We start from the raw sequence: 24111 nt of genomic DNA, 5'->3' as shown, positions 1-24111 counted from the left end.
GACCTATACCTGACTAATTTACTCGGTTTTTAGTATATCACTTTTTTGCTTTGCTAAAATAGTAGGGCAAGTTGAAAAGGTTTTAACTTATCTTATTTTTTTGCTGCTTCAACTTAAAGCTGTAGGTTTGCGTAGTAAACATTGTTAATGTGAATATGCATAAAAATGCAATAAATATAACTAACCTATCATTATGGCATCACTATGAAAAAGCTGTCCTTTTTTTTAATAACAGCCTGTTTGACACTGTTTAGCTGTATCAGTTCAGCAACGAACTTGAACTTTTATTTTGACGATAATATTCGTTTCGATCCTTCTATTCCTACGCCAGAGTCTGTTCTGGGTTATCAGGTAGGCGATTGGCATGTTCGCCATGATCAGCTTGTTAGCTATATGAAATTGCTCGCTGAAAAAAGTGAGCGCATCAACATTGAGGTGATTGGTTACAGCCATGAACAACGTCCGTTATTATTATTAACGATCGCTAACCCAGCACGCTTAAATAACATAGAAACTGTGCGTAAACAGCACTTAGCGCAATCAATCGAAGGTACAACAATCAATGCTGATGCACCTGTAATCACGTGGATGGGCTATAGTGTGCATGGTAACGAAGCAAGTGGCAGTAATGCTGCGTTATTAGTTGCCTATTACCTTGCTGCAGCGCAAGGTGAAAAAATTGATCGCTTATTAGACGAAACAGTTATTTTGTTAGATCCTGCATTAAACCCAGATGGTTTAGCGCGATTTGCACAATGGGTGAATAGTCATAAAGGCAAAAACTTGGTCGCAGATGAAAACCACAGAGAACATAATGAAGCTTGGCCGAGCGGCAGAACAAACCACTATTTTACCGACCTAAACCGAGACTGGTTATTGCTTCAACACCCAGAGTCGCAGGCGCGTATTGCTAAGTATCATCAATGGGTGCCCCATGTATTAACTGACTTTCATGAAATGGGTCCACACAGCACTTATTTTTTCCAACCGGGTATTCCATCGCGTAAGTTTCCACTTACTCCTGAGCAAAATGTAGAACTAACAAAAGAAATAGCGACCTTTCACGCAGCCGCATTAGATCAACAAGGTGAGCTGTACTTTACTGAAGAAAGCTTTGATGACTTTTATATTGGTAAGGGTTCTACTTATCCTGATATTCACGGCACCATTGGTATTTTGTTTGAGCAAGGCAGTGCCCGAGGCCACAAGCATGAAACTATCAATGGTGTGCGCGAGTTTTATGATGCTGTTAAAAACCAATTAACAACCTCTTTATCTACTTTTGATGCGGTTGTATCGGGCAAGCAAAGTTTGCTGTCTTACCAGCAGAAGTTTTATCAAGATACCGCAAAGCTTGCGAAAAAAGATAAAGTAAAAGGCTATGTAGTTGCAGCTGGTAACGACAAATCACGTTATGAGTTATTTTTGTCGCTATTGCAGCAGCATCAGATTAAGGCATATCCACTGAGTAAAGACGTTAGCGTTAACAAGCAAGGTTTCTCTGCTAATAGCAGCGTTTATATTCCGCTAAATCAGCCTCAATATCGCTTAATTAAAGGCGCATTTTTAGAACAAACAAGCTTTAACGATAATACCTTTTATGATGTTTCAGGTTGGAACTTAGCGCATTCATTTAACCTTGAATTTTCTGCTGTAACCTCAACCCGTGGTATTAAATACCAAGACTCATGGCAGCCAGCTAATCAAACTGAAAACCAGAACCTAGCTTCAAGTTATGCTTATGCCTTTGAATGGAACGATTACCTAGCACCTAAGCTGCTATCACAGTTACAGCAAAATGGTGTTATTGCTCGAGCGGCAATGAAACCATTTACCGCATCTACTGCAAGTGGTGAACAACGGTTTGCTGCTGGCGCAATTATTATCGCCAAAGGTCTGCGACAAGATGCTGATTGGTTTAACAAGGTTCAGCAATTAGCTAGCAATTCACCGGTAAAAGTACATCAAATAACATCGGGATTAACAGCGCAAGGTGTTGATATTGGTTCGCGCAATATCGTGCCGTTAAAAACACCAAAAGTATTACTATTAGGCGGTAAAGGTACAAGTCAATATGAAGTAGGTGAAGTTTGGTATTACCTTGACCGTTACTTAGATATTGCCGCTACGTTGGTTGATTTAGACCGTTTAGAACGCATTGATTTATCATCATATACGCATGTTATTTTAACCAATGGCAGTTTTTCGACTGTAAATGCAAAAATGGTTGAAAAGCTAAAATACTGGGTGCAACACGGTGGTGTAATTTGGGGTCATAAATCGGGTGCTAAATTCTTAGCTGACAAGGGTATTTTGAAAGCGGAATATCTTTCAACTAGCGAAATGGCAAAAGCTTTCCCAACCGACAACTTGAGTTATGCTGATAAAGATAGTTACCATGGTGATAAACGAATCGCAGGCGCTATTTTTAATGCGAATATCGATTTAAGCCACCCTCTAAGCTTCTCATTTGAGCGTGGCACATTGCCGGTGTTTAAAAACAGCACCTTTGTTTTAAAACCAAGTGAAAAGCCGTTTGTAAATGTTGCAACCTATACTAAAACACCGCTACTAGCGGGCTTTAGTCATGAGCTAAACAATCAGCAAATCGCCGGTGCAGGCGTTTTAATGGCACACAATTATGGTAAGGGCAAAGTGATTGCAATGTCAGATAACCCAGTGTTTCGTAGTTATTGGTATGGCACAAGCCGTTTACTAAGTAATGCTATTTTTTTTGGTCATGCGATTGATGTTAAATAGCCTAAGTTACTAAAAGTTTATTATGTAAAAGGCGTCTTGGACGCCTTTTTTATTAACAGGATTAACTTAACTCGATTTCGTTGGATCACTAATCGCAAACACCCACACTGAAACCTGTTTCACCCCTGCGCTTTTTAATAACCTTGCAATTTCATTAACCGTGTATCCCGTAGTTATGATGTCATCAACAATTGCAACATGTTGGTATTGGTGTTTGAGCTCACAGCTAAACGCACCTTTAATATTGGTTTTTCGAGCGCGTTTATTTAGTTCGCTCTGCGGCTTAGTGCGTTTGGTGCGGATAATGGATTTGGTATCAACTGCAATACCGGTGCGTTGCCAAATTTCTTCACTTTGATTGAAACCGCGAAAAATGCGCCGCTGCCAATGCAATGGTACTGGCATTAACACATCGGGCATTTGCCAATTATGTTCTGCTTGCGCGTCTTTCATTTGCGCTTTAATTAACTGATGTAATGCCGCTTTGCATGTCAGTTGTTTATTAAATTTAATGCCTTTTAGCCAAGTTGAAGCCGGATGTTGATACCAACAAGCTGCAAAGAGTGAGTCAAATGTAGGGTTGGGTATTAGTTTGTTGATATCTGGGCGGTGAAGTAGGTTTGCTGAGCTTTTAAAACTTAACCGCTCAATATCAGACAAACATACGCGGCAAATTTTTGCCGGAGCACGAATAGGTTGACGGCAGCACACGCATAGATTCGGCAATGCCCAATTGAAAAGTCGGGAGCAGTAATTCATATAGGATTTCCATATCGCTAACTGTTAGTATAGCGGCAAAAATTTAAAGTGAGGGCAAAGTATGGCTGATGTAGTTCTACTGCATGGTTGGGGCATGAATAAAGGTATTTGGCAGTTACAAAAAGATGCACTTGAGGTGCAAAGTGACCATACAATACATACTTTGAATTTACCTGGTTTTGGCGGTAATCAATTTAGCGATGCTGTATATAATTTAGAATGTGTTGCAAGGCAACTAGCAAAAGATATTGCAGACCAGTCTGTGTTAGTTGCTTGGTCTTTATCTGGTCTCGTTGTGCTAAAAATTGCTGCGCTCTTCCCTGATAAAGTAAAGAAGATTGTGCTGGTTGCTTCAACCCCATTTTTTGCAAGCAGTGAGCAGTGGCGTGGTATTGACGACAAGGTGTTAGATACCTTTATGGCGCAATTGAGCACCAATCACCAAAAAACTGTAGAGCGGTTTTTGGCAATTCAGGCAATGGGAAGTGAGCATGCAAAGCAAGACATTAAGCAAATAAAAGCCTTGCTTGCTGAATACCCAGCGGCGCAAGAGATCGCGTTATCAGGAGGTTTGGCTATTTTAAAAAATGAAGATTTGAGAGATCTTTTTGCGCAACTTCCTTTACCTATCTCTGGTATTTTTGGCCGCCTTGACTCCCTTGTGCCAGTGAAAGCTGTCGCAAAAATGCAGCAACTTAATCCTCAATTTAAGGCAGATATTCTAGCTAAAGCATCTCATGCACCTTTTATTTCTCACCCGCAAGAATTTACTAACTTATTGTTATCTCATATAGAAAGTTAAAACATTTCCAGGGCGGCAAATTATTGCCGCTTTAACTTTATTTTGATGGAATTTTGAGCGATAATAAAGCTATCACTATTCTTTATGAATAAAGGAGTGTTTATGGACGTTTCAAACAACTTGGGGTCTGCATTTAATGCTGGCTTACAAGGCCTGCAAAGTGCTTCTGATAGTATTACTGAGTCTTCAGCAAATATTGCACGTGCGCAAACGGAACGAGAAGTTGAACGCGCCGAGCCAGCACCAGAAACGCGTGAAGCGCAAAGCCCACGAGTTAATGTAACTAACGAGCTGGTAAACCTTAGGGTTGAGCAATTTAATGCGCAAGCAAATACTCGTTCAATTCAAACGGCAGATGAGGTGTTGGGTACTTTAATTGATGTAAGAGTTTAGCTCAGCAAAACAAATGAACATCGTAACAACTTATCCTAACATTAGCTTAAATACGGCTAATGTACATACTGAGACAGCGCGACGTGATAATCAGTTGCGCGATTTAGTTACGCCTGTAAAGCAAGCAGAAGCTGCCGCTGCAAATTCTCGTCTCGCAGCTGATCAAGATAAAACACGTCAACCTGGCAGTAGCCAAATTGAAAACCAAGACGCGCTCGAAAATAAATCCGAAGACATCACTAAAGTAAGTGAAAAAGAGCAAGAACAGGAACAGCAAGAGCAGCAAAGTAAGCAACAAGAGCAAGAGAAGCAAAAACAGCTTGAGCAAGTAGAGGCGCAAGCACTTTCTCAGCTCAAGCAAAGAGATCGCGAAGTCAAAGCACATGAGCAAGCACATGCGGCAGTAGGTGGTCAGTATGCTGGTAGCCCAAGCTATGAATATGAGCGTGGTAGCGATGGCAACAATTATGCAGTTGCGGGTGAAGTGCCGATTGATATAAGCGAAGTACCTAACGACCCGCAGGCAACCATAGACAAAATGCAGCAAGTGCGCGCAGCTGCACTAGCCCCACAAGAACCATCAGGAGCGGATCGCTCGATTGCTGCTGAAGCGAATCAGAAAATGAGCGAAGCGCGAGCTGATTTGAATGCTGAGCTGAGTACGTTTTTTGATAAAAACGAAGAAAGCTCAGATACAGAGGCTGACGATGGCGAAGCTAAGCAAGCTAACTACGATTTTAGTGAGCGTCGTGATTCTGAAGTTAATCAGCGAGCAGAACGCATCGCTAAATTCTATCAGGCTGCAACGTCGCCGTTTGAACGGCCCAACTTAGCAAGCTATGCATAAATAAAAAAACCGCACCCAGTGCGGTTTTTTATGATTGTGTTTATAACAATTCGGCAGCGCTTGATCGGGTTTTCTACTGTGTTATCGGCTGACTTACATAGAATGACTATGCCACGCAGCCTCTGCCTTGTATAAACCCCAATCAAACTGCTGCAAAAACGAACTTGAAAGATCAACAGACCCTAATCAAACTAGCGGGCAAAGTATCACTCACAGTTCTCAAATGTACTTGAAAGATCAACAGCCCGTAGCTTAAATCACGTTATTTCTTTAGCTTTGCGAATGCTTCAGCAAATGCGTTACCCATAGCAGCATTATTATTTTGCTTAGGCTTTGCTTTTTTTGCAGTAGCTTGCGATGGTTTATTCGTTTTCGGCTTGGCGGCTGGTGCTTTCTCACGCACTTCTTCGTCTAAGCGCATCGTAAAGCTGATACGTTTGCGTTCGACGTCTACTTCAAGCACTTTTACTTTTACAATATCGCCTGCTTTTACCACTTCACGTGGATCTGAAACAAACTTGTTGGTTAATGATGAAATATGCACTAAGCCGTCTTGGTGTACGCCCACATCGACGAAGGCGCCAAAGTTTGCAACGTTTGATACAACACCTTCTAAAACCATACCTGGCTTAAGATCTGCGATTTTTTCAACACCATCTTTAAAGCTTGCTGTTTTGAATTCTGGACGAGGATCGCGACCTGGTTTATCAAGCTCAGCTAAAATATCGCTGATGGTTGGTAGGCCAAACTTATCCGTTACAAAGTCTTGTGGTGAAAGTGATTTTAGTAAACCTGAATTACCAATGAGTTCTGCCACTGAAACGTCCGCCTTTGCAGCGATGCTCTTAACAATCTCATAAGCTTCAGGGTGAACAGCGGAGCTATCTAATGGATCTTTGCCTTGGTTAATGCGTAAGAAACCAGCAGATTGCTCAAATGCTTTAGGACCAAGGCGTTCAACTTTTTTAAGCTCTTTACGTGAATTAAACGTACCGTTTTGGTCGCGGTAGCTAACAATATTTTGCGCAAGGGTTTTGTTTAAGCCTGCGACACGTGTTAATAGTTGTGCTGATGCCATGTTTACATCTACACCAACGGCGTTTACACAGTCCTCAACAACAGCTGTTAGGCTTTGACCTAATTGGCTTTGTGATACATCGTGCTGGTACTGACCAACACCAATTGCTTTTGGCTCAATTTTCACAAGCTCAGCAAGAGGGTCTTGTAAACGACGTGCTATAGAAACCGCACCACGAATAGATACGTCTAGATTAGGAAACTCTTCGGCTGCAACTTCAGATGCTGAGTAAACCGATGCGCCAGCTTCGCTGACCATAACTTTGCTCATTTTTAGGTCGGTTTCTTGTTTTAACAGTTCGGCAATTAATTTGTCACTTTCACGTGATGCTGTGCCGTTACCGATGGCGATAAGCTCAACTTTATGTTGGCGGCACAATTGACTTAGTGTACGCAGTGACTTATCCCAATGATTTTGTGGTGCATGTGGGTAGATCGTTACGTTATCGAGCAGCTTGCCGGTTTTATCTACCACCGCAACTTTACAACCTGTACGTAAGCCAGGATCGAGACCTAACGTGGTTTTTGCGCCCGCTGGCGCAGCCATTAATAAATCATTTAGGTTCTTAGCAAAGACATCAATTGCACCTTGCTCTGCAACTTCCCTGATCTTACCTAAAAACTCGTTTTCTAAGTGAAGTGCTAATTTAATTTTCCAGGTCCATTGCGCTACTTGCTTAAGCCATGGGCTCGCTAGTACGTCTAACTTGTAATGATCGGCGATAATACGAACACACTCAGCGTTACCATCTTCTAAACTTGGATCAGGATTAATTGTTAGGCTGATAATGCCTTCATTACGCGCACGCAGCATTGCTAATGCTCGGTGTGACGGTACGCGGCTTAAGGCTTCGCTGTGTTCAAAGTAATCTTGATATTTGGCACCGTCTTTTTCTTTGCCAGCAATCACTTTGCTTTCAATAAACGCATGTTTTTGTAGCATGCTTCTTAACTTAGCCAGCAATTTTGCATCTTCCGCAAAACGCTCCATTAAGATAAATTTAGCACCATCAAGCGCTGCTTTACTGTCTTCAATGCCTTTTTCAGGGTTAATAAAGTCAGTTGCGGTTACTTCTGGATCAAGCACTGGGTTATCTAATAATTGGTTTGCCAGCGGCTCAAGACCTGCCTCAATAGCAATTTGCCCTTTAGTACGGCGTTTTGGTTTATAAGGTAAGTAAAGATCTTCCAGTTCTGTTTTACTGGTTGCCTTATCGATATCGGCCTTTAACTCAGCACTTAGCTTATCTTGCCCTTCAATGGTCTTAAGAATAAATGAGCGACGTTCTTCTAACTCACGAAGATAGCCAAGGCGCTGTTCAAGTAAACGCAGTTGGCCATCATCTAAACCACCGGTAACTTCCTTTCTATATCGAGCAATAAATGGAACGGTTGCTCCATCGTCTAATAATTGTGTTGCAGCAGTCACTTGCTGTACTGAGGCGTTTAGCTCGTGAGCTAATTGATTAGCAATAGCGTTCATTAAAAACCTTTAAATCGGTAAAAAGTGGGTGGTTTGTAATTTTGAGAGACCACACCAGAAAATTTGTTTTATATATATTGCCTATAGATCTTGTATCTAAACTTAAATTTTTCAATCATAAGCAATAAATAAATTACCACACCTAGTTATTTAATTATGAGAAAACCACCTAAGCAGGTATTTCCTAAGCGTTCCAATTATATTACACGTAGCGGCTATGATGAACTAGAAAGGGAGTTACGTTACTTATGGAAAGAAGAACGCCCAAGAGTAACACAAGCAGTATCGGAAGCTGCGGCACTTGGCGACCGTTCGGAAAACGCTGAATACATTTATGGTAAAAAGCGATTGCGTGAAATTGACCGCCGCGTACGCTTTTTAACCAAACGTCTAGAACAAGTGAATATAGTTTACCCGAAGCCTGAACAAGCAGGAAAAGTGTTTTTTGGTGCCCGTGTCGAAGTGGAAGATGAAGAAGGTAATACCTTTAACTATCAGGTCGTTGGGCCAGACGAGTTTGATGTGAAAAATGGCAAAATTAGCATCGATTCACCCTTTGCTCGTGCTATGTTAGGTAAACAAGTTGATGATGAGTTTGAATTTAAAAATGCTGAGGGTATAGCATTATTTTTTATTAATGCCATTACTTATGATGCGCCATAGTAAGAGTTTGTAATACCTAGTAACACTCTTCCTTTACCTAATTGTCAAAAAAGTATTTATAGTAGGCTATATTGCCAAAGAAAAAATAACAGAAGAATGAAATCATGGGACAAGAAACAACAAAAATACTAGTAGTCGATGATGACATGCGTTTACGCAGCTTACTTGAGCGCTATTTAGTAGAGCAAGGCTTTATTGTGCGCTCTGCGGCAAACTCGGAGCAAATGGACCGCTTAATTGAACGAGAAAACTTTCATTTAATGGTATTGGACCTGATGCTACCAGGCGAAGATGGTTTATCGATTTGCCGCCGTTTACGCCAAAAAGAAAATGACATCCCAATTGTTATGCTTACGGCTAAAGGCGATGAAGTTGATCGTATTATTGGTTTAGAACTTGGCGCTGACGACTATATTCCTAAGCCGTTTAACCCGCGTGAACTACTTGCACGTATTAAAGCTATTTTACGTCGTCGTGCCAGTGATGTACCAGGCGCGCCTTCGGCTGAAGAAAATGAAATACGCTTTGGCCAGTTCTCATTAAACTTAGCAACACGCGAAATGAGTAAAGGCGATGAAACAGTGTCGCTTACCAGTGGTGAGTTTGCAGTATTGAAAGCCTTAGTTTCACATCCTCGCGAACCGCTAAGCCGTGATAAATTAATGAACTTAGCACGTGGTCGTGATTACAGTGCGTTAGAGCGTAGTATCGATGTGCAAGTATCTCGATTACGCCGCATGATTGAAGAAGACGCTGCTAATCCGCGTTACATTCAAACCGTATGGGGCTTAGGCTACGTATTTGTGCCAGATGGCAAAGAATAACCACAGCTAAGCTAACATTATGCGTATTTTTCCGCGCAGTGCATTTGGTCAAACCGTTTTTTTGGTTGGTGCACTGCTGCTTATCAATCAAATCGTATCTTATATTTCGGTTACGCTTTACGTTGTAAAACCTTCTATCGAGCAAGTTAACTTAATGCTGGCGAAACAAGTTCGCACGGTATTTATTGGTCATCAAGATGGTGTGGAAATGTCGGATGAAGTTGCGGAGCAATTTTATTTGGCTACTGGCGTTGAGATGATGAGCGAACGTGAAGCGATGCGACACGGCTTAGAACAAGCCAGCGAATATCCTTATTTGTCTCGGGTGATGTCTGAATATTTGCAGGGGGAGGCGCGTGTACGCATTAGTCAGACCGATATCCTTGTGTATTGGGTTGAGCCACCGCAAGCGCCAGGCTACTGGGTTAAAATTCCGTTAGTCGGTTTTCAAGAGGCGAATGTAAAAGTACTGACTTTCTACCTTGCCTTTATCGGTGTGTTAAGCGTGTTAGGCGGTTGGTTATTTGCAAGTCACTTAAACCGCCCTCTAAAAGCAATGCAAAAAGCAGCTAACAAGGTGGAAGTGGGCGATTATTCGAGCCAACTTCCCGAGCTAGGTTCAATTGAAATGATTGAAGTAACGCGTGCTTTTAACCAAATGTCACGTGGCCTTGCTGCGGTAGAAGAAGATCGAAGACTGTTAATGGCTGGTGTTTCCCATGATTTACGCACGCCATTAACACGTATTCGTCTTGCAACAGAAATGATGTCGGAACATGAAGATTACTTACGAGAAGGCATCATTACCGATATCGAAGATATGAATGCGATTATTGATCAGTTTATTGAGTATCTGCGCAATCATAAGCTAAGTGATTTAGCGCCAGACGATATAAATGCACTTGTTTCGGAAGTGGTTGCATCGGAACAAAAGCAAGGTCGAGAAATTAGCTTTAGTGCTAATGAAGCGTTACCAAATATTCCAATCAGCCATGTTGCCATGAAGCGCGTAATTACAAATATGATTGAAAACGCGCTGCGCTATAGCGAAGAGGATGTCACCGTTGTGACTCAATACTCTGCGAATAAAGAGTATGTTGAGATCCTTGTGCAAGACAAAGGCCCTGGTATTCCTGAGCACGAGTTAGAGCGAGTGTTTCAGCCGTTTACCCAAGGCGATCAGGCGCGCGGTAGTGAGGGCAGTGGCTTAGGACTTGCAATTATTAAGCGCATTGTCGATATGCATCAAGGAAAAGTAACATTGCGCAATCGTGCTGAGGGCGGTTTAGAAGCAAAGGTTAGCTTGCGAGTTCATTTAACAAACTAACCTTATGGTGCCTAGCTTATTTAGGCACCATAAATTTGTTCTGCAGTATTGAACAGTACCCATGATGTGACAATGTACTTATCATTGGAAACTGGAATACACCCTCTGTGGGTGTGAGTGAAATACGCCGGTGCAATTACCATAGAGCCTTGCTTTGGTTTAATCTTTTTATTTTGATAATAGAATTCAGTCTCACCACCTTCTTCCACATCATTTAAATAAAACATAAACAGTAAAATACGGTGCAAGCTATCGTTATGGCCTTTTTGCGGATAAACCTCACTGTGCCAGTAGGGGTAACCGCCTTGGCCAGCAGTGTATTTTTGCGCTTGAATTTGACCCAAGCGAAAAATTTGTTGCACTAAAACGGGTAACTGAGGGCGACCCACTTCTTCAAAGTTTTCTACCGTTAAGTCAACTGGCTGTTTGGTTTTTGGGTGATATACTTTTAATCCAAATGCGCCAATAAGTGCAAAGAAGTGTTCTTCAAAATACTCAAATACTTTTTCGGTGGTGTTTTGCAGAATATGTTGTAGCTCACTTTGATATTCGATGTGTTGGTTCAAATATAAGTCTTGGCTGTTCTTTTTACTAAGGTCAACGCCGCCACTGGTTTTGCCTTGTGTTAAAAACGGGCTGTTATCAAACTTAGTGAGGAAGTTGTCACAAAACTCCTTGCTAAGTACATTGTCGTATACTCGAATAAAATCCTGCATTATTGACCTTATTATTTTAATTATTAATAAACATAACTATAGTGAGCACATATTTAGTTTATAAAGCTCATTTACTATGTTTAGTGAAACACTTATGCCGCGTTTTAGCGAAACAGATGCGTTAGGACATATCAATAATACAGCGCTACCGGTTTGGTTTGAAGCGGCGCGTACCCCTTTTTTTCGTTTCTTTACACCAGACTTAGATTGCAATAATTGGAAGCTTATTGTTGCCAAAATCGAAGTGGAATTTAAAGGTGAGCTATTTTATGGTCAGGAAATTACCATAAACTCCAGCATTATCCGTATTGGCAATTCATCGTTTGTAATTTGCCAAGAAGTGTATCAGCACAATGAACTTTGTGCAGTAGGTCACGCCACAATGGTGCGCTATGACTTTGATAAAAAAGCGTCGGTAGCACTTAACGATACTGAGAAAGCACAGTTAATGGAACATTTTAAGGCGAGTTAATTATTTTTGAATAAATGGCTCGCAGGTGAATCGCACACCGTAACGGTAAATTGGTAGCCATACTGTGCGTTGTTATCTTTGCTAATGAGTAATACCTCATGGTCGTTTAGTTCAACCGCTTTTGTGTTGTTCGGTTTACTGCAGCGTGAATATTTGTCGGCTTCTTGGCGATATGCAAACATCGCTACTAGATGATGAATAACTGACTCGTAGCCTTGGTTTATCGGTATTGTTAGTTCGTCAGTGGCGCCCGAATCATCATTAAAGCTAATGCTAAATGTTTTTTTCTCTGGCTTTTCTAGTTCAGGTGTATCAGATGGCGTTAACCTATCCTGTTGTTCGTTAAACTTAGCCTGCTCTTTTTCAGTGGTGGTAACGTTTGGGTCAATACTTTGGAAGATTCTATCAATCTCCTGTTGATCGCCTAACCACAGTGACGTTAGCTGGAAAAGTACGGTAAAACAAACAGTAAAGCGCATCGCATTGGAAAAGAAAGGATGATTGCTTTTTGAAAAGAAGCGCACAATTTTAATGCCAAACGGTTTTGCCAATAAAATAGTAAATAAGTAAAAAGGAACAAACAGTTGGTAAATAAATAAAGCGAATACACTAATGCCGAGCAGCCAGCTTGGCAGTACCATTAAAATGGCAAAGTTATGGGTATAATTAAAGTGCGTAGCAGACACACCGGTTACTTCATTTACTAACGACGCACTCGAGGCTAAAGCAAAGTTAGTTATGACTGCATAAAACAGTAAAATCACCGCTTTGCCAGCCAACGTGTCCCAAGCCTTGGTAAACCTCGGCCAAAATTCCATAATTAGGCCAACTAAAGTCAATAACGCTGCAAGCTGGTAATCGCCTTGAAAAACCACAAGCAAGGCAAATGATAAACTATAGAGTTTTTCTGGCAGCGACAATGACTGCCAAAAGTTAACTAGCTTTAATTTTACTAATGTTAACTTTGGCAGTTTTTGACTAATTAATTCCATTTAGGTACTTTGTTTTTTTATTAAGTAAGAGTAACTTATAGCATTTGTTTTAAGTAGCGACCAGTATGAGACACAGGATGTTGTGCAACTTCTTCAGGCGTACCCGAAACTAAAATCTCACCACCGCCCGAACCACCTTCAGGGCCTAAATCAATAATCCAGTCGGCAGTTTTAATCACATCGAGATTGTGCTCGATAACCACAATGGTATTGCCGTGATCACGTAAGCGATGCAAAACGACAAGTAATTGCTGAATATCAGCAAAGTGTAAACCTGTTGTCGGTTCATCCAGAATGTATAACGTTTTACCGGTATCGCGTTTAGATAGTTCGCGGGCCAATTTAACACGTTGCGCCTCACCGCCAGAAAGCGTTGTTGCCGCTTGGCCTAGACGAATATAACTTAAGCCAACGTCCATTAAGGTTTGTAACTTGCGTGCAATAGCGGGAATTTTGTCAAAAAATTCGCGCGCATCTTCCACGGTCATATCAAGCACTTGATGAATATTTTTGCCTTTGTATAGTACTTCTAAGGTTTCACGGTTGTAACGTTTACCGTGGCACACATCACAAGGTACATACACATCAGGTAAAAAGTGCATTTCTACTTTAATTACACCATCACCCTGACACGCTTCACAGCGCCCGCCTTTTACGTTAAAGCTAAAACGTCCAGGCTTGTAACCACGTGAACGGGCTTCTTGCGTGCCTGAAAATAACTCACGAATAGCAGTGAAAATACCTGTATAGGTAGCAGGGTTCGAACGTGGAGTACGTCCGATAGGGCTTTGGTCAATATCGATGACTTTGTCGAATAAATCCATACCGGTAATGGATTTATAGGGTGCAGCTTCGGCAGTTGTTGCGCCATTGAGTTCAGTATGAGCCACTTTAAATAAGGTGTCGTTGATTAAGGTCGATTTACCAGAGCCAGAAACGCCCGTAATACAGGTCATTAAACCAAATGGAATTGATAGGTCGACACTTTTTAAGTTATTACCTGTTGCGCCTTTTAACTCCAGCCATTTATCTTGTGGCTGGTGGCGAGTCGCAGGTATTTCAATTGCTTTAGTGCCCGCTAAATACTGTCCAGTAATTGAGTCCTTACAATTTACAATGTCGTCACGGGTACCTTCGGCAATAACTTGCCCACCATGCACCCCAGCGCCTGGGCCAATATCAATAATATGATCCGCAGCACGTATTGCATCTTCATCGTGCTCAACCACAATTACTGTGTTACCTAAATCACGTAAGTGCGTTAATGTGGCGAGTAATCTGTCATTATCTCTTTGGTGCAAACCAATTGAGGGTTCATCTAAAACGTACATAACACCAACAAGGCCAGCACCAATTTGACTGGCAAGGCGAATACGCTGTGCTTCACCACCCGATAACGTATCAGCGCTGCGCTCAAGTGATAAGTAATTAAGCCCAACATTTACTAAAAACGATAAGCGATCACTAATCTCTTTTAAGATTTTCTCGGCGATTTTTGCTTTTTGTCCGCTAAAGCTTAATTCACTGAAAAAATGCTGTGCTTCACCGATACTCATGCGTGTTACGAGAGGTAAATTAGTAGTGCCAATAAACACGTTACGTGCTTCTTCTCGTAAACGTGAACCATGACAGCTAGGGCAGTCTTGATTCGTTTGGTATTTGGCCAGCTCTTCACGTACTGAATTAGATTCTGTTTCTTTGTAGCGGCGTGCCATATTATTTAGCACGCCTTCGAATACGTGATTCCGTACAACAACGTCGCCACGGTCGTTGCGATATTGAAATTCAATTTTAGTACGCCCCGAACCATTTAGTACCACTTTTTGCGCATCGGCTGGTAGTTGTTCAAACGGTGTTTCAACATCAAAGTCGTAGTGATTTGCAACGGCTTGCAGCATTTGGAAATAGTAAAAGCTACGCTTATCCCAACCGCGAATAGCACCGCCAGCAAGGCTAAGCTCTGGATTTTGTACCACACGGCTTGGATCAAAATACTGGCGTACACCCAAACCATCACAGCTTTGACAGGCACCCGCAGGGTTATTAAATGAGAATAAACGCGGTTCAAGTTCGGTCATGGCATAACCACAACTCGGACAAGCAAAATTCGCCGAGAAAACAATTTCGTCTTTTTCTGGCTCATCCATGTAGGCGATTTGTGCCACGCCATTTGACAGATCTAATGCTTGTTCGAACGATTCAGCTAAACGAAGTTGTAGGCCATCTTTTACCTTGATACGGTCTACAACCACTTCAATTGTGTGTTTTTTATGGAGCTCTAGCGTTGGCGGATCTGAGAGATCACATACTTCGCCATCAATTCGCGCGCGAATAAAACCTTGTGCTGCTAAGTTCTCAAGTAACTTGATATGTTCACCCTTACGCTCTTTCACTACGGGGGCAAGCAACATTACTTTTGTGCCTTCTGGCAGCTCAAGTACCTGATCGACCATTTGACTAATGGTTTGTGCGGTAAGTGGTAAATCATGAGTAGGGCAGCGAGGTTCACCAACACGGGCGAAAAGCAGCCTTAAGTAATCATAAATTTCGGTGATAGTGCCTACGGTAGAGCGTGGGTTATGAGATGTTGATTTCTGTTCTATCGAAATGGCTGGCGATAAACCTTCAATATGGTCTACATCTGGTTTTTCCATTAAGGATAAAAATTGACGCGCATAAGCAGAAAGTGACTCAACATAACGGCGCTGACCTTCGGCATATAACGTATCAAATGCCAGCGATGATTTTCCTGAGCCAGATAAACCAGTGATAACAATCAGTTTATCGCGTGGAATAGTTAAGTTGATATTTTTTAAGTTGTGCGTGCGGGCGCCGCGAACCTCGATATGTTCCATTGTTATCCTATAGCATTAGCGAACAGCAATATTGCGCCTAGTATTGCATTATATTGTATAAATATACAGCCCTAACTTATACCGATGCCCCAAATGGCTCATCATGTTATAAGGCTAAATTGCGTATTAAATAGAGCTTAGTAGGCGCAAATTTAAATGGGTAATAGTTTATTTAAGCAGAAATTACCTGCATGGATCACCTTAAGTAGCGGAATTAGTTGAGTAGGTGTAACGATAAACATTTTTAACCAAATACGGGTTAGAATAACTAATAAGGTTTATGGTAAACTTGCCGCCTTAATTTTCTAATCATTATTTGCTAATTCGTTAATGTCAGCTTCTTCATTAAATGCTCTTGAAAAACGCACAGCGGTGTCGCTTGCATGCGTATTTGCATTTCGCATGCTCGGCTTATTTATGCTTATGCCTGTGCTTGCAATCTACGGTACTGAATTAGAAGGGTTTTCGCCTTTATGGATTGGTATTGCGATAGGCGCATATGGCTTAACACAAGCGCTTTTACAAATTCCTATGGGTTGGTTATCAGATAAATTTGGTCGTAAACGGGTGATTGTAGCGGGCTTAATTATGTTTGCGATTGGCTCGGTGATAGCGGCTATGGCCGAATCAATTTACACCGTAACCCTTGGTCGCGCATTACAGGGAATGGGCGCAATTGCCGCCGCTGTATTGGCGCTAGCGGCTGACTTAAGTCGTGATGAGCAACGTCCTAAAGTAATGGCTGTTATTGGTATGTGTATTGGCCTTAGCTTTGCTGCTGCCATGTTGCTAGGGCCAATGATTGCTGCGTCATTTGGTGTGAGTGGTATATTTTGGCTGACGGCATGTTTGGCTGTGTTGGGGATTTTTATTGTGTTAACTGTGGTGCCAACCGCGGTAAACCGTGCACCCAAAGGCGATACATCCGCCTCTTTGAACGATATTAAAAACCTAGTGAAGCACCCGCAATTAGTGCGTTTAAACTTAGGTGTGATGTTACTCCACTTAACTTTAACTGCGGTGTTTGTTGCGCTGCCGGCTGAACTTATTAAAGACGGGTTAGCCGCAGAAATGCATTGGAAGCTTTATATTCCGGTTTTATTATTGGCGTTTGTATTTATGGTGCCAATGATGATTATTGCGATTAAAAAACAAAAAGAAAAAATGGCCTTTTTAGTATCAATCGCACTGATTGTTGCAAGTTTAATGAGCTTAAGTTTGTTTGGCTCAAGCGCACTTATTATTGGCGTGTGCATGCTTATTTATTTTATAGCGTTTAACTTTTTAGAAGCCACAATGCCGGCATTGGTTGCGCGCATTTCCCCTGCAGGCCAAAAGGGATCTGCAATGGGCGCATTTAGTTCTACCCAGTTTTTAGGCGCCTTTTTAGGCGGTATTATTGGTGGGTATTTCGCGCAAGTAAGCGATGCTCAGACAGTATTTGCCGCAGCAACCTTGGTTGGGGTAATATGGTTTGCTATAGCGTGGGGAATGGAAGTACCACCAAAAAGTAAGCTGATAAGCTTACTCACTGAATTACAAGGGGAGAAAGAAAATTTTGACCCTGAAAAAGCAGCCGAAAAGTTAGCAAATGACCTTGCTGATTTACCGGGTGTATTAGAAACAACAGTAGTACTTGAAGAAAATCGTACATACTTAAAAGTAAAAGAATCAGAATTCGATTTGCAACAAGCGAAAGCGGTTGCAGGTATAGTTTAATTAAAGGAGACAGACCATGGCTCGTGGTATTAACAAAGTGATCCTAGTTGGTAATTTAGGCCAGGATCCAGAAGTGAGATATATGCCAAACGGTAACGCAGTTGCCAATATCACACTTGCAACGTCTGACAGTTATAAAGATAAAAACACGGGTCAGTTAGTCGATAAAACCGAATGGCACCGTGTGGTGTTTTTTGGCAAGTTAGCTGAAGTGGTTGGTGAATATTGCCGTAAAGGTTCGCAAATTTACGTTGAAGGTAAATTACAAACGCGTAAGTGGCAAGATCAGCAAGGCCAAGAAAAGTATACAACTGAAATTGTGGTTGATGGCTTTACCGGTCAAATGCAAATGCTAGGTGGCCGCGGTGATAACGCGGGTAGCAATTCTGGTGGTGGTTTCCAACAGCAGAATCAACAGCAATCAGGTTTTGCATCACAACAATCACAAGGTTTTAACCAAGGTGGTCAACAGCAACAAGGTGGCTTTAACCAGCAACCTGCACAGCAGCAATCTGCGCCAGCACAACAGTCTGGCGGTTTTGCACCACAGCAAGGTGGTCAGCAACAATCTGGTGGTTTTGCACCACAGCAGCAATCAGGCGGCTTTGCACCTAAGCAAAATGCACCACAAGGCGGCGCATCAAACCCAATGGAACCACCAATTGATTTTGATGATGATATTCCGTTCTAGTTTCCGTGAGTAGAATAAGTGTAAAAAAACACTTGTAAACTAGATCAAAAATCATTAAGCCCAGCAAAAACGCTGGGTTTTTTTATATGTTTTTTCAACGGGAATTAGTTAAATACTTGCTCAAACCAACTCTTTTTAGTCGATGGGTTAATTTGGTCTAATACTTCATTTAGATCATTAACAGTTAATTCAACTAGCTCTGAAATATTTGAGTTATCAGATGCCATGAAACCAGAAGTTTCATGATGAGTTGCAGTGATAACTGATTTATTTTCTAATGCGATAAGTTTGCTGTAAAGAGAAGTAATCGGGAAACCTGTAAACTGATTTTTGGTTTTTGACGTTTTAATTTGACCAAATAAAACACCATCAACCTTAAGCTCTTTAGCAAGTTCAAACATCACTTTTTGAGGGAATTCGTTATATTCTTTTATTAAGTTACGTTTATCCAGCTCAAGCCTAATGTGATCTGGTGTATAAACGATTACTTTATCGCTGATAGCGAATACTCTATCTAATTCCATCTCAACAGCGTCAGCTTGCTTACCTTCAATAGGTGCGATAGCAATAGCTTGCCAATTAGCATTGATGTATCTGTTATTGATTGGTGTTTGTGAACACGCAGAGATCAATAAAATGAAAGTGATTAAAAGTAGTTTTTTCATGTTTATCCATGCCATGAGTAAAAAGTTTTTTGATACTAACAAATTACTTTAAATCACACCAAGCGAAATCAAAGTCTTGTTCATTCTTTTTACAATCAGAAGTTTAGCAAGCAGTTAATGCAAGACTATTGAAGTTCACACCCGCCCAACCTGTTTTTATAAAGTTGCGAATATTTTGGTGATCGTCACCATTTGGGTGTTGTAACACATCAACTCGGTAGTAATCGCCAAAGCAGTTTAGAGTTTGCTCTTCATTTAAGTTGTTAAGCTTTGCGAAGCTGAAAATTTTACAGCTACCCGCATTTTCACCAGCGTTATTTATCAGCTCGCCATTAGTAAATGTTTGAGGTGTATAGCTATAGTGATTTTCAATCACAGTCATTACTTGTTGAAAAGTAACACTTTCAGGGGAAGTTTTTAGTTGTTCAAGTAGCGTTTCTAGGGTCATAATACTTACGTCAAAAAGTTAAAAGCACACTATGCAACTTATTGGATTGTCAGTGAAATAGTATTTAGCTATTTGATATTTTGCTGTTTGAGTTTGCTTGCGGTAACCTAGGTGGTCAAACCAGTTAAGTTGAAAAAATAGTATGGCAAATAAATTAAGCAAGCTTGTTAATAAAATCTATAAACTGCCAAAGTCGACCCATGAATTTTTACTGACTAAGTTATTTACCAGTCAGGTTAAATTTGCGGGCACTGCAAAACTACGGGTTTTATCAATTAGTAATGACAAAGTAGTGGTTAAACTTGCAAATAAAAAACGAGTGCAAAACCATATTGGTGGTATTCATGCGGTTGGTGCAGCATTAGCTGCTGAATCAGCGTCGGGCATAGTGTTTGGTATGAATGTGCCTGATAGTCACTTACCGTTACTGAAATCAATGACGTTAGAATACAATAAGCGCATGCAAGGTGATATCACGGCAACAGCGCAGCTATCATCTGAAGTGATCACAGCAATCAATAGTGATGAAAAAGGGGACTTAATTGTGCCTGTAGTACTATCTGATGAAAGTGGTAATAGCCCAATACATTGCGAAATGCGTTGGGCTTGGGTGCCGAAAAAGCGTCGTTAACAGCAGGCCTTTTGGGTTAGTGTGTTAGCAGCTAAATACGCTTTTAGCGCATCGATTTCTAACGGTTTGGCATACAAATAGCCTTGTTCTATATCTATGCCTAGGGTGCGCACTATTTCATGTTGTGCTGTAACTTCAATGCCTTCTGCTACGGTGACAATATCGTGGCATTTGGCAATGGAAACAATCTGATGCAATAGTGCCGCATCTTGTTCTTTTTCATGGATATGGGTGATAAAACTGCGGTCGATTTTTAACTCGTGAATCGGGTAGTCACGCATTTGAGAAAGCGATGAATAGCCCGTACCAAAATCATCAAGTGAAATTAAAAAGCCATAACTCATTAGCTTTTCAAACAAGCCCTGCACCGCACCTTTATCTTCAATAAAAATAGATTCGGTTACTTCTAAAATCATGCGACTTGGTGAGATTTGGTAATGCTCGACATGATGCTTAAGAATATCAAATAGCGGTGTGTACATGAGCTGATACGCCGATACATTTATTGATAAACTGATTTCAGTGTATTTCAAATGCTGCGCATAATCGTAAAGCGCTTGTTGAATAACAAACTCTCCGATATTTGCAATTAACCCTGTTTCCTCGGCGATTGGAATAAATTTATCTGGTGCAATTAAGCCGAGCTTTCTATTGTGCCAGCGCAACAGAACTTCAACACCCTTAACTGAGCCGTGCGCAGAGCAAATTTGCGGCTATAGGTTAAATAAAGCTCTTTATTTTCAATCGCATGTTTTAGTTCAGTTTCAATGTCTACGCGTTGATGTAATTGCTCCGCCAAGCCTTTATCAAAAAAACAGTAACGATTTTTTAGCTTCTTAGCTTCGAACATGGCTATTTCAGCATAAATTTCAGCGGTTTGAGGATCAATATGTTCATCAGCATGGTAAATGCCGATACTTGCGGTTATTGAAAGCTGTAAATTATCGAGCATCATTGATTGCTCAATAGCGTTTAAAATATTGCGTGCTAACGAACTACTTATACTGCGGTCAACCGTTTGTAAAATAACAAAAAATTCATCACCACCGGTGCGTACAGGCAAAGCGTTTGATGGGCAAGATTGCGCAATACGTTCGGCAATCAGTTGTAAGGTTTTGTCGCCGGTGTGGCGACCAAATCGGTCATTAATAAGTTTAAAGTTGTCTAGATCGATGCACAAAAGGGTGTAGCGACCTTGATTATGAATTTGTTCATTAACTAATGTGTTATCAAAGAAATAGCGGTTCGCCAGTTTGGTGAGTTTGTCGAAGTTGGCTTGTTGATAGAGTTTGTTTTTGTAGCCAAGATCAAGTCGATACAAGTGTCGCGTAATAAAAAAAGTGGCAACAATAGTAAGCAAACCAAACGCGCCAATCCAACTGGCAAAGTTGCTTACTTCGTTGTAGATAGTTTTTAACGGCACTCTAACCGCAATAAAAGTATTAAAATGCGTATTGTATGATATGCCGACTCTTACATTGGCAATACCCTGAGTGCGGTTGGTATAAATAGCAACGCCATCACTTTGCAAGTACTTATCTACTGTACGGCCAGTGGCTTTTTTAATGCTTTTATTCACGTAGGCAACAAATGCAGGTGGCATAGGCTGGTTGTAGGCATTACTAAGATCACCATGTAATGATTGTGGTGCTGTGTGGTAAAGGCTCCAATACTGATCTTTAATGCTTGGCTTTTGCGTTACCAATATCTCCATACCTTTATCTAAAATATTGTATCGCCACGGATTATATTGTGAGTTTAAATTTATCTCAGCTACCATCAAAAGCGGAGGTTGAGCATTGCTTAACTGCGATAAATAGCTAATCGCCATGCGCAGTGAGCCATCGTTAGCTTCGTAATACGGAATACTAAACAGCAATTTATTACTTTGAATAACCTGCTTAATGCCAAGTTCAGATAAATTTGTTGCAGGTTTATCAGAGATTTTTCGGGTTGTATGTAGCGCCGTTAGCTGCTGATTATTGGTAAGTTTGAAGTAACTTATATTCAAATAGCGAGGAAAGTTGGCGAACGTTTCTCGGCTTATTTGTGCCAGCGCTTGCTGGCTGTAAGGTTGCTTTAGTTCTGATAGAAATCTTTCAGCCATAGTAAACACGACTAAATGCTGTTCTAGCTGAGTAACTGAAGAATCCATAATGAATTCTGAGTGTGCTTTTATTTTCTCATCGACTTTGGCCAAATGATTTTGATAATGCATAGCGACAAGCGTTGTTGCTAAAACAAAAATTAGTGCGACAATAATGATAAAGAGGCGGCCAAGAAAAGAGCTGTAAAAATGTTTTATTTCAGAAAAATCGTACATACATTAATGAAAAATGTTCCATTGCCTTGTTAGCAATTTAAACCTTTTAGGGTTTTATAGTATATCAACAATAGGCATGAAAGCCCTGTTTTAAATCAATCAAGTAATACAGATAACGCTAACTGTAGCGCAATTTTGGCGGTTCAACCCGTTAGCGTTTGGCTTTTACTAACTTTTGTAGTGCCAAACCACACACTATAAAACCTAAACCTATAATCGTGGTGGAATGAATTGCTTCTCCCAGCAAGGTGTAGATAAAGATAAGTGATAAAAACGGTGAAATAAAAATTAAGTTACTTACACTCGCCGTGTTTTCAGCTTTTTTCATTGCCATTAACCACAGCACAAACGTAATACCCATTTCAAATAATCCAACATATGCTGCGGCAAGCCACGCTTTACCTGTCGGAATTTGCCAAGCGTTTTGCCAAGTCAGTACGAAGGCAATAAACGGTAAACCAATAGAAAAACAAATAAATAAGCTAATTACTGGTTTGTCAGTGTTTTTGGTACTAAAAATCCAATACAGCGCCCAAAGTAACGTTGATAATAAAGCAAGCCCTACACCTAGCGGGCTTTCAAAATTAAGCTCAGTGAATTGCCCTTTTGTACTAATAATCAGCACACCTAAATAGGCAAAAAGCAATGCGGTAATATCAACTTTTCGTAGGCGTTGCCCGAGCATTGGTACTGCAAGCAAACTCAATGCAATCGCCCATGTGTAATTGAGTGCCTGCGCTTGTTGTGCGGGTAGTAAATCATAAGCTTTAAACAGAATGAGGTAATACAAAAATGGATTAAGTATGCCTAATTTTAAATACAGTAAAGGTTTAGTTAAAAACGCCGTTTTTACATGTTTATAATCACCATTTACAAGTAAAAATATGGCTAAAAACAACCAACTAAATGCAGAGGCATAAAACACCAACTGAAGTGGTGTAAGTTGCATCAATGCGAGTTTAAAAGCAGTAGCTACCGTCGACCATAAAAAGACCGCTGATAAGGCGTACAGAATTGCATGTTTTTGGTTTTTTACCATTAGTCGTTTAATTTAATTGCAAAGATGAAAATGAGTGTATGTATATTTTATAATATCTAGATGGCTATGTTAGTTAAATATGCTGATCTATATGGTTATTAATATGTTAAAAGCGGTATTTTAATTTCGAGCGCATTGTTTTGGTATTGATCTTTAGTATCTAGGACCTACTGATTTGCGTTATAAAACGAAGTTTAAGTAACAACAGGTGCTCGCCTTGGGGCTAGCTAAGTTTTATACAATCACGTATACTTTTTACGTTATGCGAATTTTGTATTTAATGCTTATTTTCAGTATTTTTCTAAATCCATTTGCGGCGAACAGCATGCAAGGGGAAGAAATGTCGTGCGCTGAAATGCATCAAGTAGAAAAAAGCATGGAAAGTTCAAATCACAGTTGTTGTGATGACAGTCAAATGCAGCAAGAAATGGCTAAGCATGATTGCGAAACCTGTAATGATTGCAGCGCAAAATACCATACCTCATGCTGTGTCTTTTCGGCATTGGCTTTCTTAGAGCCAATAGCAAAAGAGCTCGCGTATCTCACCATTGGGCTTTCAAACTACCCAACACCACTGCAAGTTAGCATTATACCGCCAATAGCTTAATTCAATATTTTAAGCCGT

At 40.8% G+C, this 24111-nt stretch carries 22 protein-coding genes; 12 read left to right on the top strand and 10 right to left on the bottom strand.

Annotated features, from left to right (window positions below):
• Positions 1 to 204 precede the first annotated feature (204 nt).
• Positions 205 to 2760 (top strand): M14 metallopeptidase family protein, encoded by a 2556-nt coding sequence (locus AN214_RS02115; protein WP_054978214.1) that lies wholly within the window; start codon positions 205 to 207, stop codon positions 2758 to 2760.
• Between the two features lie 66 nt (positions 2761 to 2826).
• Here AN214_RS02115 and AN214_RS02110 read toward each other — a convergent pair whose 3' ends face one another.
• The gene (locus AN214_RS02110; RefSeq protein ID WP_082428462.1) at positions 2827 to 3519 is read right to left on the bottom strand and encodes a ComF family protein; all 693 of its coding nucleotides are present in this window, start codon (positions 3517 to 3519) and stop codon (positions 2827 to 2829) included.
• A 61-nt stretch (positions 3520 to 3580) separates the two neighbouring features.
• Between AN214_RS02110 and bioH the strand changes: the two genes are divergently transcribed.
• The 3 genes from bioH to AN214_RS02095 all read left to right on the top strand — a co-directional run bounded on the left by bioH (position 3581) and on the right by AN214_RS02095 (position 5561).
• The gene (bioH, locus tag AN214_RS02105; protein WP_054978212.1) at positions 3581 to 4321 is read left to right on the top strand and encodes a pimeloyl-ACP methyl ester esterase BioH; all 741 of its coding nucleotides are present in this window, start codon (positions 3581 to 3583) and stop codon (positions 4319 to 4321) included.
• Between the two features lie 102 nt (positions 4322 to 4423).
• Complete coding sequence (locus AN214_RS02100) at positions 4424 to 4714, top strand: flagellar basal body rod C-terminal domain-containing protein (protein WP_054978211.1); 291 nt, start codon at positions 4424 to 4426, stop codon at positions 4712 to 4714.
• Positions 4715 to 4727: 13 nt separating this feature from the next.
• Positions 4728 to 5561, top strand: coding sequence for a putative metalloprotease CJM1_0395 family protein (locus AN214_RS02095; protein WP_054978210.1), 834 nt, complete (start codon positions 4728 to 4730; stop codon positions 5559 to 5561).
• Between the two features lie 262 nt (positions 5562 to 5823).
• Here AN214_RS02095 and AN214_RS02090 read toward each other — a convergent pair whose 3' ends face one another.
• Positions 5824 to 8121, bottom strand: a complete 2298-nt coding sequence (locus tag AN214_RS02090; protein ID WP_054978209.1) for a Tex family protein — start codon at positions 8119 to 8121, stop codon at positions 5824 to 5826.
• Between the two features lie 156 nt (positions 8122 to 8277).
• Between AN214_RS02090 and greB the strand changes: the two genes are divergently transcribed.
• The 3 genes from greB to envZ all read left to right on the top strand — a co-directional run bounded on the left by greB (position 8278) and on the right by envZ (position 10935).
• A complete protein-coding gene (gene greB, locus AN214_RS02085) occupies positions 8278 to 8784 on the top strand; it encodes a transcription elongation factor GreB (RefSeq protein ID WP_054978208.1) in 507 nt (168 codons plus the stop codon).
• 104 nt (positions 8785 to 8888) lie between these two features.
• Positions 8889 to 9608 (top strand): two-component system response regulator OmpR, encoded by a 720-nt coding sequence (ompR, locus tag AN214_RS02080; protein ID WP_010561523.1) that lies wholly within the window; start codon positions 8889 to 8891, stop codon positions 9606 to 9608.
• A 19-nt stretch (positions 9609 to 9627) separates the two neighbouring features.
• Positions 9628 to 10935 (top strand): two-component system sensor histidine kinase EnvZ, encoded by a 1308-nt coding sequence (envZ, locus tag AN214_RS02075; RefSeq protein ID WP_010561524.1) that lies wholly within the window; start codon positions 9628 to 9630, stop codon positions 10933 to 10935.
• 20 nt (positions 10936 to 10955) lie between these two features.
• Here envZ and AN214_RS02070 read toward each other — a convergent pair whose 3' ends face one another.
• Positions 10956 to 11651 carry a 2OG-Fe(II) oxygenase gene (locus AN214_RS02070; protein WP_054978207.1) on the bottom strand — a complete coding sequence of 232 codons (696 nt, stop codon included), beginning with the start codon at positions 11649 to 11651 and terminating at the stop codon, positions 10956 to 10958.
• 76 nt (positions 11652 to 11727) lie between these two features.
• Between AN214_RS02070 and AN214_RS02065 the strand changes: the two genes are divergently transcribed.
• Positions 11728 to 12123, top strand: a complete 396-nt coding sequence (locus AN214_RS02065; protein WP_054978206.1) for a thioesterase family protein — start codon at positions 11728 to 11730, stop codon at positions 12121 to 12123.
• On the opposite strand, the gene AN214_RS02060 is transcribed toward AN214_RS02065, so the two are convergent.
• Both AN214_RS02060 and uvrA read right to left on the bottom strand, forming a co-directional pair.
• A complete protein-coding gene (locus tag AN214_RS02060) occupies positions 12120 to 13115 on the bottom strand; it encodes a hypothetical protein (protein ID WP_054978205.1) in 996 nt (331 codons plus the stop codon). The genes AN214_RS02065 and AN214_RS02060 overlap by 4 nt on opposite strands.
• A 35-nt stretch (positions 13116 to 13150) precedes the next feature.
• Positions 13151 to 15970 carry an excinuclease ABC subunit UvrA gene (uvrA, locus tag AN214_RS02055; RefSeq protein WP_054978204.1) on the bottom strand — a complete coding sequence of 940 codons (2820 nt, stop codon included), beginning with the start codon at positions 15968 to 15970 and terminating at the stop codon, positions 13151 to 13153.
• A gap of 330 nt (positions 15971 to 16300) precedes the next feature.
• On the opposite strand from uvrA, the gene AN214_RS02050 reads away from it, so the two are divergent.
• A complete protein-coding gene (locus AN214_RS02050) occupies positions 16301 to 17689 on the top strand; it encodes an MFS transporter (protein ID WP_054978203.1) in 1389 nt (462 codons plus the stop codon).
• 16 nt (positions 17690 to 17705) lie between these two features.
• Positions 17706 to 18380: a single-stranded DNA-binding protein gene (gene ssb, locus AN214_RS02045; protein WP_054978202.1), complete on the top strand. Its 675-nt coding sequence runs from the start codon at positions 17706 to 17708 to the stop codon at positions 18378 to 18380.
• A gap of 104 nt (positions 18381 to 18484) precedes the next feature.
• Here ssb and AN214_RS02040 read toward each other — a convergent pair whose 3' ends face one another.
• On the bottom strand, positions 18485 to 19045 hold the full coding sequence (locus AN214_RS02040; RefSeq protein WP_054978201.1) for a hypothetical protein: 561 nt from the start codon (positions 19043 to 19045) through the stop codon (positions 18485 to 18487).
• Positions 19046 to 19148: 103 nt separating this feature from the next.
• Positions 19149 to 19493, bottom strand: a complete 345-nt coding sequence (locus AN214_RS02035) for a HopJ type III effector protein (RefSeq protein WP_054978200.1) — start codon at positions 19491 to 19493, stop codon at positions 19149 to 19151.
• 142 nt (positions 19494 to 19635) lie between these two features.
• Between AN214_RS02035 and AN214_RS02030 the strand changes: the two genes are divergently transcribed.
• Positions 19636 to 20124: a DUF4442 domain-containing protein gene (locus AN214_RS02030; RefSeq protein ID WP_054978199.1), complete on the top strand. Its 489-nt coding sequence runs from the start codon at positions 19636 to 19638 to the stop codon at positions 20122 to 20124.
• On the opposite strand, the gene AN214_RS02025 is transcribed toward AN214_RS02030, so the two are convergent.
• The 3 genes from AN214_RS02025 to AN214_RS02015 form a co-directional block, all read right to left on the bottom strand.
• The gene (locus tag AN214_RS02025; RefSeq protein ID WP_054978198.1) at positions 20121 to 20789 is read right to left on the bottom strand and encodes an EAL domain-containing protein; all 669 of its coding nucleotides are present in this window, start codon (positions 20787 to 20789) and stop codon (positions 20121 to 20123) included. The two genes, AN214_RS02030 and AN214_RS02025, sit on opposite strands and share 4 nt — an antisense overlap.
• Positions 20759 to 22342, bottom strand: coding sequence for a GGDEF domain-containing protein (locus AN214_RS02020; RefSeq protein WP_161805652.1), 1584 nt, complete (start codon positions 22340 to 22342; stop codon positions 20759 to 20761). Before AN214_RS02020 ends, AN214_RS02025 begins: the two co-directional genes overlap by 31 nt.
• 256 nt (positions 22343 to 22598) lie before the next feature.
• Entirely contained in the window at positions 22599 to 23486 is an 888-nt protein-coding gene (locus AN214_RS02015) for a DMT family transporter (protein WP_054978196.1), read from the bottom strand.
• Positions 23487 to 23811: 325 nt separating this feature from the next.
• Between AN214_RS02015 and AN214_RS02010 the strand changes: the two genes are divergently transcribed.
• Positions 23812 to 24093 carry a hypothetical protein gene (locus AN214_RS02010; RefSeq protein ID WP_152960695.1) on the top strand — a complete coding sequence of 94 codons (282 nt, stop codon included), beginning with the start codon at positions 23812 to 23814 and terminating at the stop codon, positions 24091 to 24093.
• Positions 24094 to 24111 lie beyond the last annotated feature (18 nt).

The organism is Pseudoalteromonas sp. P1-9 (assembly GCF_001399975.1).
Lineage (GTDB): Bacteria > Pseudomonadota > Gammaproteobacteria > Enterobacterales > Alteromonadaceae > Pseudoalteromonas.
This window is presented reverse-complemented; position numbering and strand designations above follow the sequence as displayed.

What these genes read in the sequence shown, in the direction of transcription:
- AN214_RS02070 (WP_054978207.1), bottom strand. Translation starts at nt 11,651, where the DNA reads ATGCAGGATTTTATTCGAGTATACGACAATGTACTTAGCAAGGAGTTT.
- AN214_RS02095 (WP_054978210.1), top strand. Translation starts at nt 4,728, where the DNA reads ATGAACATCGTAACAACTTATCCTAACATTAGCTTAAATACGGCTAAT.
- ompR (WP_010561523.1), top strand. Translation starts at nt 8,889, where the DNA reads ATGGGACAAGAAACAACAAAAATACTAGTAGTCGATGATGACATGCGT.
- AN214_RS02040 (WP_054978201.1), bottom strand. Translation starts at nt 19,045, where the DNA reads ATGAAAAAACTACTTTTAATCACTTTCATTTTATTGATCTCTGCGTGT.
- AN214_RS02065 (WP_054978206.1), top strand. Translation starts at nt 11,728, where the DNA reads ATGTTTAGTGAAACACTTATGCCGCGTTTTAGCGAAACAGATGCGTTA.
- AN214_RS02015 (WP_054978196.1), bottom strand. Translation starts at nt 23,486, where the DNA reads ATGGTAAAAAACCAAAAACATGCAATTCTGTACGCCTTATCAGCGGTC.
- uvrA (WP_054978204.1), bottom strand. Translation starts at nt 15,970, where the DNA reads ATGGAACATATCGAGGTTCGCGGCGCCCGCACGCACAACTTAAAAAAT.
- AN214_RS02115 (WP_054978214.1), top strand. Translation starts at nt 205, where the DNA reads ATGAAAAAGCTGTCCTTTTTTTTAATAACAGCCTGTTTGACACTGTTT.
- ssb (WP_054978202.1), top strand. Translation starts at nt 17,706, where the DNA reads ATGGCTCGTGGTATTAACAAAGTGATCCTAGTTGGTAATTTAGGCCAG.
- AN214_RS02035 (WP_054978200.1), bottom strand. Translation starts at nt 19,493, where the DNA reads ATGACCCTAGAAACGCTACTTGAACAACTAAAAACTTCCCCTGAAAGT.
- AN214_RS02020 (WP_161805652.1), bottom strand. Translation starts at nt 22,342, where the DNA reads ATGCATTATCAAAATCATTTGGCCAAAGTCGATGAGAAAATAAAAGCA.
- AN214_RS02050 (WP_054978203.1), top strand. Translation starts at nt 16,301, where the DNA reads ATGTCAGCTTCTTCATTAAATGCTCTTGAAAAACGCACAGCGGTGTCG.
- AN214_RS02090 (WP_054978209.1), bottom strand. Translation starts at nt 8,121, where the DNA reads ATGAACGCTATTGCTAATCAATTAGCTCACGAGCTAAACGCCTCAGTA.
- AN214_RS02110 (WP_082428462.1), bottom strand. Translation starts at nt 3,519, where the DNA reads ATGAATTACTGCTCCCGACTTTTCAATTGGGCATTGCCGAATCTATGC.
- bioH (WP_054978212.1), top strand. Translation starts at nt 3,581, where the DNA reads ATGGCTGATGTAGTTCTACTGCATGGTTGGGGCATGAATAAAGGTATT.
- envZ (WP_010561524.1), top strand. Translation starts at nt 9,628, where the DNA reads ATGCGTATTTTTCCGCGCAGTGCATTTGGTCAAACCGTTTTTTTGGTT.
- AN214_RS02100 (WP_054978211.1), top strand. Translation starts at nt 4,424, where the DNA reads ATGGACGTTTCAAACAACTTGGGGTCTGCATTTAATGCTGGCTTACAA.
- AN214_RS02010 (WP_152960695.1), top strand. Translation starts at nt 23,812, where the DNA reads ATGCAAGGGGAAGAAATGTCGTGCGCTGAAATGCATCAAGTAGAAAAA.
- AN214_RS02060 (WP_054978205.1), bottom strand. Translation starts at nt 13,115, where the DNA reads ATGGAATTAATTAGTCAAAAACTGCCAAAGTTAACATTAGTAAAATTA.
- greB (WP_054978208.1), top strand. Translation starts at nt 8,278, where the DNA reads ATGAGAAAACCACCTAAGCAGGTATTTCCTAAGCGTTCCAATTATATT.
- AN214_RS02030 (WP_054978199.1), top strand. Translation starts at nt 19,636, where the DNA reads ATGGCAAATAAATTAAGCAAGCTTGTTAATAAAATCTATAAACTGCCA.